Source organism: Streptomyces sp. NPDC056452 (assembly GCF_042796085.1).
Lineage (GTDB): Bacteria > Actinomycetota > Actinomycetes > Streptomycetales > Streptomycetaceae > Streptomyces.
On sequence record NZ_JBHTRI010000003.1, the window covers coordinates 222,196 to 238,954 of the forward strand.

The window sequence follows — 16,759 nt, forward strand, 5'->3', positions numbered from 1 at the left end:
CTGCACGCTCCCTCCCGTTTCCGCCGAAGTCCCGAGCGAAAGATCGAGAACGGTTCCGCATGACGCCGACCGGTTTCCTGTTCTGCTCCGACCCTCTGCGCCCCGGACGCCCCGACCCCCAGTTCGCGCAGGAGGCCGGCGCTGCCCGCAGGGCGGGTGCGCAGGTCGTCCTGGTCGATCACGACGCGCTGCTCGCCGGGGACCCGGAAGCGTCCGTCGGGCGGGTCCCGCGGGATTCGGGGCCGTTCTGGTACCGCGGCTGGATGATTCCTCCGGAACGCTACGAGGAACTGGAGGGGGCGCTGGCAGGGCGCGGCTGCTCGCTCCTCACGGATGCCGGCGCGTACCGCACCGCGCATGAACTGCCCGGCTGGTACGGGACATTCGCCGGTCTCACACCGCACAGTGTCTGGTGCTCGCTGCCGCCCGACGACGCCGCGTCCGCCGGCCCGGAGTTCTGGTCACGCCTCGCCGGGCCTCTCGGCTCCGGGGCGGGCATCGTGAAGGACTTCGTGAAGTCCCGCAAGCACGAGTGGGACGAGGCCTGCTTCGTACCGGAGTTGTCGGACGGTCCTCGGCTCGCCTCGGTCGTCGGCCGGTTCGTCGAGCTGCAGGGCGACTTCCTCACCGGTGGTGTGGTCCTGCGTACCTATGAGTCGTTCGTTCCGGGCGGTGAGGCCCGGGTGTGGTGGGTGGACGGTGAGGCCGTGCTGGTGACCGCCCACCCCGACACGCCCGCCCAGGTGCCCTCGCCGGGGCTCGACGCCGTCGGTGAGGCGGTGCGCGGCCTCGACTGCCGTTGGGTGACGACGGACATGGCCCTGCGTGACGACGGGGTCTGGCGGGTGGTGGAGGTCGGCGACGGGCAGGTCAGCGGACTGCCTGCCGGCCACGACGGGGAGGCCGTGTTCGCTGCCCTCCTCCATGCCGCGGGCAGGTCCCGCAGGCGCTGACCGGCACGTCGCCGACCGGCACGTCGCACGGGCTGACCCGGTCGGTCTCACGGGCCGACCCGGCCGGTCGCGAGGGCGCTGCGGTCTGCCTCGCGGGCGCCGACCCGGCCAGGTGGGCAGCAGCGGCAGCCGTCAGCCCGGGGCGGGCATCAGCAGCCGCAGTCGTCGGCATCGGCCGGTGCCGTGAGCGGGTCGGCGGTCCGCCGCTCCAGGCCCTGCCAGGTCTCGAACTCGAAGCCCTCGCGTGCCCAGTACTCGAATCCGCCGAGCATCTCCTTGACCTGATAGCCGAGTTCGGCGAGGGCCAGCGCGGCGCGGGTCGCACCGTTGCAGCCGGGGCCCCAGCAGTAGGTGACCACAGGTACCGCCGGGTCCAGGAGTCCCGGCGCCTGCTCCGCGACGAGTGCGGTGGGCAGGTGCACCGCGCCGGGAACGTGTCCCTGGTCCCAGGCGGCGGTGGACCGGGAATCCAGCACGACGAAGCCCGGGTCGCCGCCGGCCGCCAGTGCAGCGGCCACGTCGGAGACGTCGGCGTGGAAGGCCAGCGAGGCGCCGAAATACGCGGCAGCGGCTGCGGGGGTCGCCGGCGCCACGCGCAGGACGGGGTTGTCCGTAGGGGTGAGCTGTGAGGTCATGTCCAAAAATCTACGGTCGGTGATCGTCTGCCGGAAGTGACGATCCCCGGCACATCGCTTGATCTGCCGGGGATCGCCCTGTTGTCTGTGGACCATGACCGACTATTCCCCGGACGCCACGGACTGGCGCATCATCGAGGTGCTGCAACGCGACGGACGCGCGACCTTCGCCGAGCTGGCCCGCGCGGTGGCCATGTCCCCGAGCGCCGTCACCGAACGGGTCCGCCGCCTCGAGGAGGTCGGGGTGATCAGCGGTTACACCGCGGTGGTGGACCCCGAGCGGCTCGGGATGCCGATCCTGGCCCTCGTACGGCTGCGCTATCCGAACGGCAACTACAAGCCGTTCCACGATCTGACGGAAACGACGCCGGAGATCGTGGAGGCACACCACGTGACCGGGGACGACTGCTTCGTACTGAAGGTGACCGCCCGTTCGATGCGCCACCTCGAGGAGGTCACGGGGAGGATCGGCACCCTCGGCTCCGTGACCACCAGCATCGTGTACTCCTCGCCGCTCCCCCGCCGGGCGATCAGCCGCTGAGCATGCCCGCGGCGCGATGCCGCACCGCCGACCCGTGCCGTTCCTTCACCACTTCCAACTGTGCCGGGATGCGGCGCCGCAGATCGGCGACATGGCTGACGATGCCGACACTGCGGTCGCGTTCGCGCAGCGAGTCCAGGACGTCGAGGACTTCGTCCAGTGTCTGCTCGTCCAGGCTGCCGAAGCCCTCGTCGATGAAGAGCGTGTCCAGCCGGACACCGCCGGCCTCGTCCGTCACGACATCGGCGAGGCCGAGCGCGAGGGCGAGCGAGGCGAAGAACGTCTCGCCGCCGGACAGGGTCGCCGTGTCGCGCTCGCGGCCCGTCCAGGAGTCCACGACGTGCAGCCCGAGTCCTGCTCTGCGCCCACCGCTCCGCGCGTCGGAGTGGACCAAGGTGTAGCGGCCCGACGACATGCGCTGGAGGCGGGCTGTCGCGGCTGCGGCGACCTGTTCCAGGCGGGCGGCGAGCACATACGCCTCGAGCCGCATCTTGCGCTCGTTGTCGGCCGAGGTGCCCGCGGTCAGCCCGGCGAGGCGTGCGACCCGTTCGTGCTCCTGCCGGAGCGGCCCCATCCTGCGCACCTCGTCCGCGGTCTGCCGGGAGAGCCGGCCGAGCTCCGTGCAGCGCTCCTGGGCGGCGGCGAGCGCGGCCGCGCTGTCACGCAGCAGCCGTCCTGAAGCGTCGTACGCCGACTGCGCGGCATCCGGCGTCGCGGGTGGGTGCGCGGCGGCTGCCCGGGCGTCCTCCTCGGCAAGCCGGTCGGCGACGGCTGCGGCCTCCGCCTGCCAGGCGTCGATCCGGTGCTGGAGTTCCCGCTGGGCGGTGCCGTCGACGAGCGCCGAAGCAGCGGCCTGCGGGGTGTCGAACCCGGCCCGGAAGGCGGCATCGGCGAGTGTGCCGTCGGCCTCCTTGCGGCGCTGCGCGGCGCTCTGTTCGGCCCGCAGCGCATCCGCGGCATCGGCGAGCAGGGAGACCCGCCGCTCCAGGAGGTCCGCGTGTGCGGCGACGGAGCCCGACGCCCCCCGTGCCGTCAACAGTTCGGCCTCCAGCGCGGCCTGTTCGCGCTCGAGTGCTTCCCGCTGCGAGGCACGGGCCGCTGCGCGCCGTTCGGCCTGCTGCCGGGCGTCGAGCCGTCCCAGGTGCTCCCGCTCGGCGGCGGCGAGTGCCTCCCGGGCGCCGTGCATCCCCGCCGCCAGCCGGTGCGCCTCCGCGTGCTCCCGGGTCAGCCCGGTGACGACCGCCTCGAGTTCGGCCACGGAGGCCGTACCCCGGCCGGCAGCCTGCGCCGTCCCCTGGTCCTCCGGCTCCGCCAGGTCCCCGGACAGGTCCCCCGAAGCCTCCGCCCGCGCAGCGGCGAGCCGTTCGCGCAGGACGCCGAGTTCGCGCTCCGCCTCCGCGCGGGACTGCTCCGCACGCCGGTGCGCGGCGAGTGCCGCTTCCTCCGTCGCGCGGTCCACATGGCCGTCTCGCGGCCGGGCCGGCTCCGGGTGATCGGCCGACCCGCACACGGTGCAGGCCACGCCGTCGGCAAGCCCCGCGGCCAGCTCCGCCGCGATATCGCGCAGCCGCCGCTCCCGCAGCCCGAGCCAGGTCTCGTGAGCCGCGAGTGCGTGTTCGCGGGCCGCCGTCAGACTGTCCCCGGCAGCCCCTTCCCGAACGACGAGTGCGTCGCGCCGCCGCGCCGCGTCCAGCCTGCGGCGCGCAGGGTCCAGTCGGCCGGCCAGTTGCTCGGCACGGGTCGCGGCCTCCTGCGCGCTCTCGATGCGCTCCCGCAGTTCCCGGTGGACACCGTCCCAGTCGGCCAGCCAGTCCGCCGCCTCCTGGATCAGTTCGTCGTCGGCACGTGACTGCCGTTCGATCTCCGCCCGTTCGGCGTCGATCCGCCTGCTGCGCCGTTCGGCGCGGCGCGCCGCCTCGAGTGCGCCCAGGTCCGACCGGAGGGTGCGCTCAGCGCCGGCGAGCTGTTCGACGCCCGCGTCGGCCAGCTCAGGGGGCAGCTCCGCTCGAGAGCGTTCACGGGCCGCGCTCGCCGTCCGGTGGGCGCGTTCGGCCTCCTCGCGCAGCTCGAGCGCCGGAGCGACGAGGTCCGCCTTGCGTGCGCGCGTGAGCTGTTCGTGGCAGCGGTCGCGCTCGAGGCGGCGCTCCTCGAGTCCGGCGGCGCGGCGACGTGTTTCCGCGTACCGCTGCTGCAGCCGGGCGAGCTCGCGCTCGGCGTCCAGGGCGTGGCGCGCGGCGTCGTTCCGGGCCTCCGCCGCGGACAGTGCGCACCGGGCGACGTCGAGCCGTTCGCCCGCACCGCCGCGGGCGACGGCCGCCCACTGCAGTACGCCCTCGGCCAGTCCGGGTTCACCGGGCCGGTCCTCGGGCAGGGGCGATTCCCGGGCGGCCGGGCCGGCGGCCTGCGCGATGCGCTGGGCGAGGGCCAGGATGTGCTCGTCGCCGGTTCGGACCTGCGCTTCCGCCCGACGGCGCAGCTCGGCCAGGTGGTCCTCCACCGCGGCGAACCGGCGGGTGTCGAAGAGCCTGCCCAGGAGTTTGCCGCGTGCCTCGGCGTCGGCCCTCAGGAAGCGCGCGAAGTCTCCCTGGGGCAGCAGGACCACCTGGCAGAACTGATCCCTGCTCATCCCGATGAGCCGGCCGATCTCCTCGCCGATCTCCTGGTGCGAGCGGCTGAGCGCCTGCCAGCCCTTCTCCGCGCCGTACTCGCGCAGCAGGCTCTGTGCCTTTTCTGTCGTGAAGCCGCCGCCCCGCTTCCTGGGGCGGGGCTGGGCAGGCCGGCGGGTGACCTCCAGGCGGCGCCCTCCGACGGTGAGCTCCAGCCGGACCTCGGTCGGCAGGTCGACCGGGGCGTGGTCGCTCCGCAGGGAGGTGCCCGGGCTCTGCCGGGCGCCGGGCACGGCTCCGTACAGCCCGAAGCAGACGGCGTCGAGGACGGAGGTCTTCCCCGCGCCGGTCGGACCGTGCAGCAGGAAGAGGCCGGCCGAGGAGAGTGCGTCGAAGTCGACTTCCTGGGTGGCGCCGAAGGGGCCGAAGGCGGTGAGGGTGAGCCGGTGCAGTCTCAACGGGACACCTCGTGCACGCTGTCGCTCACCCGTACGTCGTCGAATGCGGCGCGCAGCACCGTACGCTCCTGGTCGTTGGGTCCGCTGCCGCCGCGCACGTGTGCCACGAAGTCCTCCGCGATCTGCTGGTCGTCCCGGCCGCGGAGGCGCTGGGCGTACGAGGCGAGGGGGTCCTCCGGGGCACGCTCCGGTTCGAACACGAGGCTGAGGGTGTGCGGGAAACGGGCCAGGAGGCGGGCCATCGGTTCTTCGGGCCGTACCGGGTCGGTGAGGGTGGCCTCGACCCAGGACTCCTCGTGCCGTTCCAGGGCGGTCTCGTCGAGGAGGGAGTCGAGCCGCCCCCGGAGCCGTGCGAGCGGACGTGGGGCCGGGCAGTCGATGCGTTCGGCGGAGAGCTCTCCGCCGGCACCGAGGTCGATCAACCACATCGTCTTGCGGTGGGTGGCCTCGGAGAAGGAGTACGCGAGCGGGGAGCCCGAGTAGCGGACCCGTTCGGTGACGGTCTGGCAGCCGTGCAGGTGCCCGAGGGCGGTGTAGTCGGCACCGTCGAAGACTCCGGCGGGGACGGCGGCGACACCGCCGACCGTGATGTCGCGTTCGCTGTCGCTGGGTTCGCCGCCCGCCACGAACGCGTGAGCGAGGACCACGGAGCGGGTGGTGGCGGCCCGGCCGGCGAGATCGGCACGGACCCGGTCCATGGCGGCGGTCAGGACCGCTTCGTGTCCGGCCTTCGTGGCGCCCAGGGTGTCCTTGACTAGCGCGGGTTCCAGATAGGGCAGCCCGTAGAACGCCACGTCCCCGTGCGCGTCGTGCAGCACGACGGGGGTCGCGCAGTCCGCCGGATCGGTACGCAGATGGATGCCGGCCCGTGCGATCAGGCCCGCGCCGACGCCGAGCCTGTGGGCCGAGTCGTGATTGCCGGAGATCATGACGGTCGGCACGCCGGCGGCCGCGAGCCGGTGCAGTGCGTCGTCGAACAGCCTGACGGCCGCGAGCGGCGGCACGGCCCGGTCGTAGACATCCCCTGCCACGAGGACCGCGTCGACCTCGTGTTCGCGTACGGTCCGCACGAGGTGGTCGAGGTAGTCGGCCTGGGCGTCGAGCAAGGGGACGCGGTGGAACGACCGCCCCAGGTGCCAGTCCGAGGTATGCAGAATCCTCACGACATCACTCCGACGGCTCCGACCTGCATCTTCCGCTTCCTCCGCCCCGGAGCCGCACCGGCCCCGCACCCCCGCCCGCCGCGGATTTCCGCAGCCGGCCCGACCACGCTAATGCCGCGGGGCCTCCGATCCCTCATCCGGCCCGTACATCCCCGTAGGCCTCGCCACCCAGTTCGAGCGTTGCCGAGCCTGCCGTCGCATCGGCGAGCCAGACCCTGAAGTCCTCGACGTCGGCGTCCGGGATCCCGATCTCGATCGTCACCGCCTCCGCGTAGCGCACGTCGTGCACGGAGCGGCCGGTGGCGCGCAGATCGTTCTCGAGCTTGCCGGCCCGCTGGTGGTCGACGGTGACCGTGGCCAGCCGGAAGCGCTGCCGGGTGATCGTGCCCAGCGTGTCGAGCGCTTCCCCGACCGCGCCCCCGTACGCCCGGATCAGCCCACCGGCGCCGAGCTTGACGCCGCCGTAGTAGCGGGTGACGACGGCGACGGCGTACCGCACCTCCCGGCGCATCAGCATCTGGAGCATGGGGACGCCCGCGGTGCCTCCCGGCTCCCCGTCGTCACTCGCCTTCTGTACCGAGGCGTCGGCGCCGATCACGTAGGCGAAGCAGTTGTGGCTGGCGGTGGGGTGCTCCTTGCGGATGCGTGCGACGAATTCCTGCGCCTCCTGCTCGGTGGCGGCGGGGGCGAGCGCGCAGAGGAAGCGCGATCGGTTGACCTCGGTCTCGTGCACACCCGCGCGAGCGACTGTCCGGTACTGCTCCTGCATCCGGCCACCCTATGCGCCGGCCGGCGGCCGCCCCTCCCCCGGCTGTACGGGAATGGTCCGGCGGGACCGTCCGTTGTCCCGGGCATGTACGCAGACGATGAGACGGTACGCAGGATTCTTCAGGACTCGGGCGACACCTGGGCGGTGGTCGGCCTGTCCGGCAACCGCTCGCGGGCGGCCTACGGGGTGGCCGAGGTCCTTCAGCGCTTCGGCAAGCGTGTTGTCCCGGTGCACCCCAAGGCGGAAACGGTCCACGGCGAGCAGGGGTACAAGGCGCTGGCGGACATTCCGTTCCCGGTCGATGTCGTGGACGTCTTCGTCAACAGCGATCTGGCGGGCACGGTCGCCGACGAGGCGGTCGCGGCCGGCGCGAAGGCGGTCTGGTTCCAGCTCGGGGTCGTCGACGAGGCGGCGTACGAGCGTACTCGGGCGGCCGGTCTCGACATGGTGATGGACCGCTGCCCGGCCATCGAAATTCCGACACTCGCCCGCCGCTCCTGACAGGACGGTGTCGTACCCGTCCCGCGACCGGGACAATGTCTGCCGTGACAGAGCAGCTGATCAGCAACGACCGGGCGGTGGCCCAGCTGTCCCGGCTCGGGGTGGAGCGGGGCGGTGTCCTGCTGGTCCACACCTCCATGCGTGCGGTGGGGGGTGACGCCGACGACATGGTCGACGCCCTTCGGCAGGCGCTCGGACCGGAGGGGACGCTGGTCGTCCCCTCGTTCACCACGGAGAACTCCGACACCTCGCCCCCGTACCTGGACCGGGTACGGGGGCTGAGCGACGCGGCGCGCGCAGCCGTGCGCGCGTCGATGCCACCGTTCGACCCGGCCGCCTCGCCCGCGATCGGTATGGGCACGCTGGCCGAGACGGTCCGTCTGGCACGGGGCGCGGAGCGCAGCGCCCACCCCCAGACGTCGTTCGCCGCGATCGGCCCGGCGGCCGAAAGGCTGCTCACCCGGCACCGTCCGACCTGCCATCTGGGCGAGGACTCCCCCCTCGCCCGTCTGTACGAATCCGACGCCCGGATTCTGCTCCTGGGCACGGGCTTCGACACGTGCACGGCCTTTCATCTGGCCGAGTACCGGCTCCCCGACCCACCGCGCCGCCTCTACCGCTGTGTGGTGGCACCCGAGGGCAGGCGCCAGTGGTGGGAGTACGAGGACGTCGCGCTGGACGACAGTGACTTCGCGGCGCTGGGGCGCGACTTCGAACGGGCGGACACCGACGGGGCCGTACGGAGGGGGCGCGTGGGCTCGGCGCAGAGCCGGCTGATCCGGCTGACCTCGGCGGTGGACTTCGCCGTCGGCTGGTTCAAGGACAACCGCGCCCGGACCTGAAGCGGGCGGGTCCGCGCCCTCCCGCTACGGGTTCAGATCCCCAGGCCTTCGACCAGCACCGCACCCGGCAGTGCCGCAAGCGCCTTGCCCGGGACGATCAGCTTGCCGCGGCGCCGGCCGCTGCCGATCAGCACCCACTCCTCGTCGACCACCGCGGCGTCGAGCAGCAGCGGCCAGGTGGCGGGCAGGCCGATCGGGGTGATCCCGCCGTACTCCATGCCTGACTCGCCGACGGCCACATCCATCGGTGCGAAGGACGCCTTGCGTGCGCCGAGGTGCTTGCGTACCGCACCGTTCACATCGACGCGTGTGCGCGAGAGGACCACGCACGCGGCCAGGGTGACCTCGCCGCCCCGCTTGCCGGCGACGACGACGCAGTTGGCCGACTGGTCGAGCAGCTGCGGACCGTAGTGCTCGACGAAGACGGAGGTGTCGGCGATCGCCGGATCCGTGTCGACGTGGACGATGCGGTCGGCGGGGATGTCGCCCCAGCCCTTGGCCACTGCCTCGGCGACGGGCGGGGGGAGCAGGCCGAGACGGTCGGCGGCGGGAGAGGCGTCCTCGAAGTTACCCAGTGGTGCGCGCATGCGTGTCACGCTAACAGCCCTCCGCCCGAGGTCAGTTGCCGTCCCGGCGTACCGGCGGGATCGAGACCGCCATGGTCAGGTCGACCGGCTCGGTGCCGTCGTTGCGGTAGCTGTGGGGCACGTGTGCCTCGAAGGTCGCGGCGGTGCCTGCGGGCACGGAGTGCTCCGCACCGTCGACGATCAGGGTCAGTTCGCCCGCGCTGACGTGGAGGAGTTCCACCGTGCCCTCGGGGTGCGGGTCCGAGGCACTTCCCTCGCCGGGCATCAGGTGCCAGGACCAGAGCTCGATCGGCCCTCGTGCTTCCGTGCCGACCAGCAGCGTGGTCGAGCTGCCCGCCTCCGTGGACCACATGCGCACGGCCTGGCTCTCGGGCACCAGGCGCACCTGGGACCCCTGCTCGTAGTCGAGAAGGGTCGTGATGCTCACACCGAGTGCGTCGGCGAGTTTGACGGTGGTGCCGACGCTCGGGTTCGTACGCGCCTGCTCGATCTGGATGATCATGCCGCGGCTCACCCCGGCACGGGCGGCCAGGGCGTCGAGGGTGAAGCCGCGCTCGCCCCGCCAGCGCTTGAGGTTGCGTGCGAGCGACTGGGTGAGCTGATCGAGGTCAGACACGTTCCGTCCAATATTTTGGATGACAGGGTCGAAAATACTGCACTACGGTGTGGTGTACCCACCCGATCACCGCACTGTACTGCGAGGCACGCGATGACAGCACTGTTCGCCCTGGCCACGAGCCTCCTGTGGGGGCTGGCCGACTTCGGTGGCGGGCTGCTGACCCGGCGGACGCCCGCACTCACCGTGGTGGTGATCTCGCAGTGCATCGCCGCCGTGGTGCTCGGCGTCGTCGTGACGGCGACGGGCGCATGGAGCGAGCTGGACGGACGGCTCTGGTTCGCGGTCGCGGCCGGGGCCGTCGGACCCGTGGCGATGCTGAGCTTCTACAAGGCTCTGGCCCTCGGGCCGATGGGCGTGGTCTCCCCGCTCGGCGCGCTGGGTGTCGCCGTTCCGGTCGGGGTCGGCCTGGTCGTCGGCGAACAGCCGGGACTGCTGCAGTTCGCCGGTGTCGCCGTGGCCGTCGTCGGCGTGGTCCTGGCAGGCGGCCCGCAACTGCGCGGGGCACCGGTGCAGCGCCAGGCCGTCGTGCTCACCCTGCTGGCGGCCTTCGGCTTCGGAGCGGTGATGGCGCTGATCGCCGAGGCGTCCACGACGGTCACCGGACTGTTCCTGGCGCTCTTCGTCCAGCGCGTCACCAACATCACGGTCGGCGGCACGGCCCTGTACGTATCGGTGCGCCGCGGGGGCCGCGCCCTGCCCGAGGAGGGCGGCCGGGCCGTCGTCCTCGCCGCGCTGCCCGCGCTGGCGTTCGTCGGCCTCGCCGATGTCGCAGCGAACGGCACCTACTCCATCGCGGCCCAGCACGGCCCGGTCACCGTGGCCGCGGTCCTGGCCTCGCTGTATCCGGTGGTGACGGCGCTGGGCGCACGCGTCGTGCTGGGTGAACGGCTGCGCGCGGTCCAGGCCGCGGGCGCGGGCCTCGCCCTGCTCGGCACCGTCCTGCTCGCCACGGGATAGGCACTCGGCGCGGGAGGTACCTCGGCCGCGGGAGGTGCCTCAGCCGCGGGACGTGTCCTCGAGCTGCGCCACGGCCAGCAGCTGCTCGGGCGTGACACCTTCCGGGATCGGCACCGGTGCGGGCGTGCGCAGCGGCGGCTGCCAGCCGTTCTCCGGGTCCCAGCTCCGTACGACCCGGGCGGGCGCTCCCGCCACGACCGCATGGTCGGGCACCTCTCCCCGTACGACGGCTCCGGCGGCGACCACCACATTGCGCCCGAGCCTGGCCCCCGGAAGGATCACCGCTCCGGTGCCGATCCAGCAGCCTGGACCGATCGCGACGGGCTCCATGCGGGGCCACTGCTTCCCGACGGGCTCGTGGGGGTCGTCGTAGCTGTGGTTGGTGGAGGTGATGTAGACGTACGGACCGCAGTACGTGTTCGAGCCGATCGTCACCGTCGTGTCGGCGATGACATGGCTGCCGCGGCCGAGCACCACACCGTCGCCCAGGGTCAGGATCGGATCGGACCCCAGATCCAGATCGGGCATCATCCCGGCCGTGAGCGTCACCTGCTCGCCGATGATGCAGTGGTCTCCGAGCTCGATCCACGGCTCGCCGAACACGGTGCCCTGCGGAAAGGCGAGCCGGGTCCCGGCGCCGATGCGGCCGAACCGCAGTCGCCCCGGGTGCTGCGCGGTGACCGCGCCGGACTCCTGCACCCAGGCCCAGCCCCGGTGGACGGCGCGGGAAAGGACGCGGCGCCGCCAGAGGGCCACGGACGAGAACGTGTTTCTGTTCTTCGGCACCCGCTCACGGTAGTCGGACGGAACGGGACCGGCCCTCGCGCCAGGCTGTGATGTTCACCCCACCCCGGCCCGGCGGGACGAGGAGGACGTCGCTTACGGTTTCACCGGTGGGAGGACGTGTCCTCACCGCACCCGCAACCGAGGAGCACACGATGACAGAGCAGGCGTTGGTCACCGGCATCGGCGGCAAGGAGCCGGACATCGACCCGGACGCCTTCGTGGCACCGACCTCCGTCGTCATCGGCGAGGTCTCGTTGGCCCCGGGCTCCAGCGTCTGGTACCAGGCCGTGCTGCGTGCCGACTGCGGCCCGATCTCTCTCGGCCCCGACAGCAACATCCAGGACAACTGCAGCGTCCACACCGATCCCGGCTTCCCGCTCACGGTCGGCGCCCGGGTCTCCGTCGGCCACAACGCGGTCCTGCACGGCTGCGTCATCGAGGACGACGTCCTGATCGGCATGGGCGCCACGGTGCTCAACGGGGCACACATCGGCGCCGGCTCGCTGATCGCCGCGCAGGCCCTCGTCCCGCAGGGGATGCAGGTGCCGCCGGGTTCGCTCGTCGCCGGCGTGCCCGCCAAGGTCAAGCGGGAACTGACCGCCGAGGAGCTCGCGAACATCCGCTTCAACGCCGTCGGCTACGTGGAACTGGCGAAGGCGCACCGTCAGGCCCACCAGGCCTGATGCCGGCAGCCGGGCTCGCGGCCGACTCCCCGGAGGGGGTACGGGCCGCGGGTGCCGGGGTCAGTCGACGGCAGGTACCGCGTCCGGCTCGGCTGCCGCCGGGGAGCTGTCCGCCGACTGCTGTGCGGCCTTCTTCGCCCGGTTCTTCAGCACCAGCATCGAGGTCAGGCCGATCAGCACGGCAGCCACCAGGCCGAGCCACGAGAAGCGCTTGAGCCACGCCTCGGCGACGACACCCACCGAGTAGATGACGGCCGTGGTGCCACCGGCCCAGACGATGCCGCCGAACACGTTGGCGATCAGGAACTTCCAGTACGGCATGCGCAGAACGCCGGCGAGGGGACCCGCGAAGATCCGCAGCAGGGCGACGAAGCGGCCGAAGAAGACCGCCCACACGCCCCACTTCTCGAACGACCGCTCCGCCAGTGCGATCTGGGGCTCACCGAAGTGCTTGGGGAACCTGCCGCCGAGCCATGCGAGCAGAGGGCGGCCTCCCCTGCGGCCGATGGCATAGCCGATCGAGTCACCGATGATCGCTCCGGCGGACGCGCAGGCGCCGAGCACCACGGGGTCGATGTCGCCGTGCTGGGAGGCGAGGAGCGCCGAACTGACGAGGATGATCTCGCCCGGCAGCGGAATGCCCAGGCTCTCGAGCCCGATGACGACCCCCACCAGGAGGTAAATGCTGACCGCGGGTACGGTCTCGAGCCACTCCTGGACGTGCAACGCCGGTCCCTCCGTAAGAAATCCTGCCGCTGTGCACTCCGCCGGCGCACGGCGGGCAGCCTACCTGGCCCAGACAGCGCGAAGGGCCGCCGCTCCCCTGGCGGGTGTGCGGCGGCCCGGTGCGGAAGGGTGCGGGTCAGCGGTTCGGACGCAGGGTCCAGACCACGGTCATCTCGCCCGTCACGGCGCCGTCGGCTCGCCGTATCTCGACGGTGATGGGGAATTCCGGTCGCTTGCCCTCGTCGAGTTCGGCGATGACGTCCGCCACCGGGCGGCCGAGCGTCGCGGTCGCCGTGACGTCCCCCATGGCCACCTTCTTGAAGGACATCTCCGAGGTGACGGGAAGCGGCACGGCCCGCGCCATCTGGTCGCCGAAAGCGGCCACGACGATCGCACCGCTCGCCGACTCGGCCAGGGTGAACATCGCTCCGGCGTGCGGTCCGCCGAGGTGGTTGTGGTACTCGGCCTGGTCCGGCAGCGAGAGGACAGCCCGCTCCGGGCTCGTTTCGAGGTACTGCAGGTTGAGGGTCCTGACCATCGGAACGGTCGCGGACAGCATCTCGCCGACTGTCATCTCTTCAGTGCTCATGAACGGGATGTTACTCGCGAGTAGGGGCTTTGACCATCTCCTCACAGGGGCGGCCGTAGCAGTGGGCGGCGCACCCCTCTATGGTTACTGGCCATGTGGCCAGGACAGCAGCCGCCCGGGGGCGAGCAAAACCCGCAGGACCAGAATCAGAACCCGTACCAGCAGCCGGGGTACCAGCAGCCGAATCCCTATCAGCAGCCGGGATATCAGCAGCAGGGTTATCCGCAGCAGGGCCAGCCCGGGCAGCAGCCGGGCTACCCGCAGCCGAACCCGTACCAGCAGCCCACGATGCCGCAGTACGCGGTGCCGGGGCCGCCCGGAGGTCCGCAGGACGACAAGAAGAAGACGACGATCGTCGCGATCGTCGCCGCCACCGCGGTCGTCGTGGCGGCCGTCGTCACCGGCGTCGTCGTCCTGGGCAAGGACGACGACAAGGGCAAGACCGTCGCCGACGACAAGAAGGCGTCGCCGACCGCGAAGCCCTCCGACACCGCCTCCTCCCCCACGGCCAATCCGCGGGGCGGTGAGGACGCCGCGCCGACGATCCCCGGCTGGAAGGTCGTCACGAACCCCAAGTGGGGCACGCAGTTCGACGTGCCCGGCGACTGGGAGGTCTCGGGCGCCGGCGTGTTCTCCGGCTTCGAGGACGTCAAGAAGCCCGAGGGCCCGCCCGCCGTCGGCTTCTCCGCGCCGGCCTACTACAAGAGCAAGTGGTGCATCGACGACGCCGACAAGGACGGCACCAAGGAGGACACCGGTCTGGCCGGCGTCGGCACCAAGGGCGGCCAGGGCGCCAAGAGCACCGACGAGGCCGCCACGAACGAGGCCGCCAACTGGGTGTGGGCCGCCTATGCCCAGGAGGACCCGAAGGAGAAGGTCAAGATCGGCAAGCCCAAGCCGTACACGACCAAGTCCGGCCTCTCCGGCAGCGTGGTGACCGCCACCGCGACAGGGCTGGCCAACAAGGACAAGTGCGACACCGACGGCAAGTCGATCGCCTTCACCTTCAAGAACGCCAAGGCCGAGTACTCGTCCTGGATCCTCTACGCCAACGCGGGCGTGGACGACGAACTCCCGGACGCCACCATCCAGAAGATCCTCAGCACCGTCCGGCTCGCGGAGAGCACGTCCTGACCCTCCGCGTCCTCGGAACGGCCGGCCCATTTGGCACCGGGGGGCCGCGGCGGGGATAGTCCCCTGGTGACTTCCGCCGCCGCATCTCCGCCCCCCTCGCTCCGCTCCCTGCGGACCGGCCGCAACTTCGGCCTGCTGACAGCCGCCGCGATCATCACGAGCCTGGGTACCCACGGCGCGCTGATCGCGGCGGCATTCGCCGTTCTGGAGTCCGGCGGCGACGGCGGCGACGTGGGCCTGGTCGCCGCCGCGCGTACCGCGCCACTGGTGCTCTTCCTGCTGATCGGCGGCGCGATCGCGGACCGGCTGCCGCGCCACCGGGTGATGGTCGCGGCGAACGCGCTCAACTGCGTCTCCCAGGCGGTGTTCGCCTGGCTGGTCCTGACCGGCGGGGCCCAGCTGTGGCACATGATGCTCCTGACCGCGCTGTGCGGTACCGGGCAGGCGTTCTTCAGTCCCGCCGCCGAGGGCATGCTGATGTCCAGCGTCAGCGGCGAACAGGCGAGCCGCGCCTTCGCCCTCTTCCGGATGTCCATGCACGGTGCGGCCATCGGCGGCGCGGCGCTCGGCGGCGCCATGATCGCCGCCATGGACCCGGGCTGGGTGCTGGCGGCCGACGCGGCGGCGTTCGCCGTCGCCGGCGCGCTGCGGGCCTTCCTCGACGTGAGCCACATTCCGAAGCGCGCTCCGGGCGGTGGGCTGCTCGCCGATCTGCGCGACGGCTGGCGGGAGGTCGCGAGCCGCCCCTGGCTCTGGGCCATCGTGCTGCAGTTCTCCGTGGTCGTGGCCGTGGTCGGCGCCGCCGAGGCGGTGTACGGACCCCTCGTGGCCCGGGACGAACTCGGCGGGGCGCGCCCATGGGGGTTCGCGCTCGCCGCGTTCGGCGTCGGCACGCTGGGCGGGGCGCTGCTGATGATGCGCTGGAAGCCCAGACGGCTGCTGCTCGCCGGGACGCTCTGTGTGTTCCCGCTGGCGCTTCCCTCGGCCGGCCTCGCCGTGCCGCTGCCGGTGGCCGGTCTCTGCGGGGTGATGTTCGTGACCGGGGTCGCCATCGAGGTGTTCGGCGTCTCCTGGATGACGGCTCTTCATCAGGAGATCCCGGAGGAGAAGCTGTCCCGGGTCTCGGCGTACGACTGGTTCGGCTCCGTCGCGATGGTGCCGGTGGCCACCGCGGCGGCCGGTCCGGTGGAGACGCTGGTGGGCCGCAGCGAGGCCCTGTGGGGCTGCGCCGCGCTGATCGTGGTGGTGACGGCGGGGGTGCTGCTCGTCCCGGACGTACGGAACCTGACCCGGCGCGGCACGGTGAAGGCGGCCGGTGGCGCGACGCCGGTGCCGCCCGCGCAGGAGCGCCGGGTGTCAGCCGATGCTGAAGGCTCCGTCGGGGGGCTCGGGTGAGGCGACCGCGTCGGCGTCCCGTACGGGCTCGGCGCCGTCCACGAGCCTGGTGAGCGCCGTCCCGTACGCGACCCGGGCGGGGAACGCGTCCGCGGCGCACAGCCTCGTCAGCGGTGCGATGCCGAGAGGGCTCCGCGAGGCGACGAGCACGACGTTGCCGAAGCGCCTGCCGCGCAGTACGGCCGGCTCGGCGATCAGCGCGAGCTCGTCGAAGACCTCGGCGAAGTTGGCGAGCTGCGGGCGCAGGAAGCCGAAGGGCGCGCTGTCCGCCAGGTTGGCCGCGTAGATTCCTCCCGCCCGCAGGACCCGCCCGGCGGCCCGTGCGTACTCGACGGACGTGAGGTGCGCCGGTACCCGTGCGCCGCCGAAGACGTCGGCGATCAGCAGGTCCGCGGAATCCTCCGGTGCCTGCTCGAGCCAGCCCCGGGCATCGGTGCCGTGCACGGTGATCCCGGCCGCTGCGGGCAGCGGGAGGTGCTCACGGACCAGCTCGATCAGTCCCCGGTCGGCCTCGGCCACGTCCTGCCGGGAGCCGGGGCGGGTCGCCGCGACGTAGCGGGGCAGTGTGAGCGCGCCGCCGCCGAGGTGCACGGCGTCCAGCGGCGCGCCGGGCTCGCCCGCGAGGTCCACGACGTGGGCGAGCCGCTGCACGTACTCGAACTCGAGGTACTCCGGATCGTCGAGGTCGACGTACGACTGCGGGGCGCCGTCGACCGTGAGCAGCCACGCCCGGTCCCGGTCCACATCGGGCAGCAGCCGGGCGGTGCCGAAGTCGGCGGCGCGGATGACGGGTATCGGCTCGTTCACGCCCCCAT

18 protein-coding genes are annotated in these 16,759 nt (G+C 72.3%); 8 read left to right on the plus strand and 10 right to left on the minus strand.

Going from position 1 to position 16,759, the window contains the following annotated elements; genetic code table 11:
* Positions 1 to 59: 59 nt before the first annotated feature.
* Complete coding sequence (locus ACFQ6X_RS04800; RefSeq protein WP_383175912.1) at positions 60 to 953, plus strand: ATP-grasp domain-containing protein; 894 nt, start codon at positions 60 to 62, stop codon at positions 951 to 953.
* A 149-nt stretch (positions 954 to 1,102) separates the two neighbouring features.
* Here ACFQ6X_RS04800 and ACFQ6X_RS04805 read toward each other — a convergent pair whose 3' ends face one another.
* Positions 1,103 to 1,588: a rhodanese-like domain-containing protein gene (locus tag ACFQ6X_RS04805; RefSeq protein ID WP_383175915.1), complete on the minus strand. Its 486-nt coding sequence runs from the start codon at positions 1,586 to 1,588 to the stop codon at positions 1,103 to 1,105.
* Between the two features lie 94 nt (positions 1,589 to 1,682).
* Between ACFQ6X_RS04805 and ACFQ6X_RS04810 the strand changes: the two genes are divergently transcribed.
* On the plus strand, positions 1,683 to 2,129 hold the full coding sequence (locus ACFQ6X_RS04810; RefSeq protein ID WP_383175918.1) for an Lrp/AsnC family transcriptional regulator: 447 nt from the start codon (positions 1,683 to 1,685) through the stop codon (positions 2,127 to 2,129).
* On the opposite strand, the gene ACFQ6X_RS04815 is transcribed toward ACFQ6X_RS04810, so the two are convergent.
* The 3 genes from ACFQ6X_RS04815 to ACFQ6X_RS04825 form a co-directional block, all read right to left on the minus strand.
* Positions 2,119 to 5,193: an AAA family ATPase gene (locus tag ACFQ6X_RS04815; RefSeq protein WP_383175921.1), complete on the minus strand. Its 3,075-nt coding sequence runs from the start codon at positions 5,191 to 5,193 to the stop codon at positions 2,119 to 2,121. The genes ACFQ6X_RS04810 and ACFQ6X_RS04815 overlap by 11 nt on opposite strands.
* A complete protein-coding gene (locus ACFQ6X_RS04820) occupies positions 5,190 to 6,356 on the minus strand; it encodes an exonuclease SbcCD subunit D (protein WP_383175924.1) in 1,167 nt (388 codons plus the stop codon). The genes ACFQ6X_RS04815 and ACFQ6X_RS04820 overlap by 4 nt, the downstream gene beginning before the upstream one ends.
* 133 nt (positions 6,357 to 6,489) lie before the next feature.
* Positions 6,490 to 7,125 (minus strand): YigZ family protein, encoded by a 636-nt coding sequence (locus tag ACFQ6X_RS04825; protein WP_329213347.1) that lies wholly within the window; start codon positions 7,123 to 7,125, stop codon positions 6,490 to 6,492.
* An 84-nt stretch (positions 7,126 to 7,209) separates the two neighbouring features.
* Here ACFQ6X_RS04825 and ACFQ6X_RS04830 point away from each other — a divergent pair, with 84 nt between their 5' ends.
* On the plus strand, positions 7,210 to 7,626 hold the full coding sequence (locus ACFQ6X_RS04830; protein ID WP_383175928.1) for a CoA-binding protein: 417 nt from the start codon (positions 7,210 to 7,212) through the stop codon (positions 7,624 to 7,626).
* Between the two features lie 35 nt (positions 7,627 to 7,661).
* Positions 7,662 to 8,468: an aminoglycoside N(3)-acetyltransferase gene (locus tag ACFQ6X_RS04835; RefSeq protein ID WP_383175933.1), complete on the plus strand. Its 807-nt coding sequence runs from the start codon at positions 7,662 to 7,664 to the stop codon at positions 8,466 to 8,468.
* A 32-nt stretch (positions 8,469 to 8,500) separates the two neighbouring features.
* Here the strand turns inward: ACFQ6X_RS04835 and ACFQ6X_RS04840 are convergent, their stop codons facing one another.
* On the minus strand, positions 8,501 to 9,055 hold the full coding sequence (locus ACFQ6X_RS04840) for a YbaK/EbsC family protein (protein WP_383175938.1): 555 nt from the start codon (positions 9,053 to 9,055) through the stop codon (positions 8,501 to 8,503).
* 31 nt (positions 9,056 to 9,086) lie between these two features.
* The gene (locus ACFQ6X_RS04845) at positions 9,087 to 9,671 is read right to left on the minus strand and encodes a helix-turn-helix domain-containing protein (RefSeq protein ID WP_383175941.1); all 585 of its coding nucleotides are present in this window, start codon (positions 9,669 to 9,671) and stop codon (positions 9,087 to 9,089) included.
* 93 nt (positions 9,672 to 9,764) lie between these two features.
* On the opposite strand from ACFQ6X_RS04845, the gene ACFQ6X_RS04850 reads away from it, so the two are divergent.
* On the plus strand, positions 9,765 to 10,631 hold the full coding sequence (locus tag ACFQ6X_RS04850) for an EamA family transporter (protein ID WP_383175944.1): 867 nt from the start codon (positions 9,765 to 9,767) through the stop codon (positions 10,629 to 10,631).
* Between the two features lie 39 nt (positions 10,632 to 10,670).
* On the opposite strand, the gene ACFQ6X_RS04855 is transcribed toward ACFQ6X_RS04850, so the two are convergent.
* Positions 10,671 to 11,417: an acyltransferase gene (locus tag ACFQ6X_RS04855; RefSeq protein WP_383175947.1), complete on the minus strand. Its 747-nt coding sequence runs from the start codon at positions 11,415 to 11,417 to the stop codon at positions 10,671 to 10,673.
* Positions 11,418 to 11,569: 152 nt separating this feature from the next.
* On the opposite strand from ACFQ6X_RS04855, the gene ACFQ6X_RS04860 reads away from it, so the two are divergent.
* Positions 11,570 to 12,100 carry a gamma carbonic anhydrase family protein gene (locus tag ACFQ6X_RS04860; RefSeq protein WP_383175950.1) on the plus strand — a complete coding sequence of 177 codons (531 nt, stop codon included), beginning with the start codon at positions 11,570 to 11,572 and terminating at the stop codon, positions 12,098 to 12,100.
* Between the two features lie 60 nt (positions 12,101 to 12,160).
* Here ACFQ6X_RS04860 and ACFQ6X_RS04865 read toward each other — a convergent pair whose 3' ends face one another.
* A complete protein-coding gene (locus tag ACFQ6X_RS04865) occupies positions 12,161 to 12,826 on the minus strand; it encodes a DedA family protein (RefSeq protein WP_383175953.1) in 666 nt (221 codons plus the stop codon).
* Between the two features lie 136 nt (positions 12,827 to 12,962).
* Complete coding sequence (locus ACFQ6X_RS04870; RefSeq protein WP_383176178.1) at positions 12,963 to 13,400, minus strand: DUF4442 domain-containing protein; 438 nt, start codon at positions 13,398 to 13,400, stop codon at positions 12,963 to 12,965.
* A gap of 108 nt (positions 13,401 to 13,508) precedes the next feature.
* Here ACFQ6X_RS04870 and ACFQ6X_RS04875 point away from each other — a divergent pair, with 108 nt between their 5' ends.
* Both ACFQ6X_RS04875 and ACFQ6X_RS04880 read left to right on the plus strand, forming a co-directional pair.
* A complete protein-coding gene (locus ACFQ6X_RS04875; RefSeq protein ID WP_383175956.1) occupies positions 13,509 to 14,549 on the plus strand; it encodes a hypothetical protein in 1,041 nt (346 codons plus the stop codon).
* Positions 14,550 to 14,615: 66 nt separating this feature from the next.
* Positions 14,616 to 15,944 (plus strand): MFS transporter, encoded by a 1,329-nt coding sequence (locus ACFQ6X_RS04880; protein ID WP_383175959.1) that lies wholly within the window; start codon positions 14,616 to 14,618, stop codon positions 15,942 to 15,944.
* Here ACFQ6X_RS04880 and ACFQ6X_RS04885 read toward each other — a convergent pair.
* Complete coding sequence (locus ACFQ6X_RS04885; protein WP_383175962.1) at positions 15,906 to 16,751, minus strand: spermidine synthase; 846 nt, start codon at positions 16,749 to 16,751, stop codon at positions 15,906 to 15,908. The genes ACFQ6X_RS04880 and ACFQ6X_RS04885 overlap by 39 nt on opposite strands.
* Positions 16,752 to 16,759 lie beyond the last annotated feature (8 nt).

Excerpts from the sequence above, each read along its gene's own strand:
- ACFQ6X_RS04825 (WP_329213347.1), bottom strand. The coding sequence starts at position 7,125 with ATGCAGGAGCAGTACCGGACAGTCGCTCGCGCGGGTGTGCACGAGACC.
- ACFQ6X_RS04860 (WP_383175950.1), top strand. The coding sequence starts at position 11,570 with ATGACAGAGCAGGCGTTGGTCACCGGCATCGGCGGCAAGGAGCCGGAC.
- ACFQ6X_RS04850 (WP_383175944.1), top strand. The coding sequence starts at position 9,765 with ATGACAGCACTGTTCGCCCTGGCCACGAGCCTCCTGTGGGGGCTGGCC.
- ACFQ6X_RS04875 (WP_383175956.1), top strand. The coding sequence starts at position 13,509 with ATGTGGCCAGGACAGCAGCCGCCCGGGGGCGAGCAAAACCCGCAGGAC.
- ACFQ6X_RS04810 (WP_383175918.1), top strand. The coding sequence starts at position 1,683 with ATGACCGACTATTCCCCGGACGCCACGGACTGGCGCATCATCGAGGTG.
- ACFQ6X_RS04805 (WP_383175915.1), bottom strand. The coding sequence starts at position 1,588 with ATGACCTCACAGCTCACCCCTACGGACAACCCCGTCCTGCGCGTGGCG.
- ACFQ6X_RS04870 (WP_383176178.1), bottom strand. The coding sequence starts at position 13,400 with ATGACAGTCGGCGAGATGCTGTCCGCGACCGTTCCGATGGTCAGGACC.
- ACFQ6X_RS04800 (WP_383175912.1), top strand. The coding sequence starts at position 60 with ATGACGCCGACCGGTTTCCTGTTCTGCTCCGACCCTCTGCGCCCCGGA.
- ACFQ6X_RS04840 (WP_383175938.1), bottom strand. The coding sequence starts at position 9,055 with ATGCGCGCACCACTGGGTAACTTCGAGGACGCCTCTCCCGCCGCCGAC.
- ACFQ6X_RS04830 (WP_383175928.1), top strand. The coding sequence starts at position 7,210 with ATGTACGCAGACGATGAGACGGTACGCAGGATTCTTCAGGACTCGGGC.
- ACFQ6X_RS04835 (WP_383175933.1), top strand. The coding sequence starts at position 7,662 with ATGTCTGCCGTGACAGAGCAGCTGATCAGCAACGACCGGGCGGTGGCC.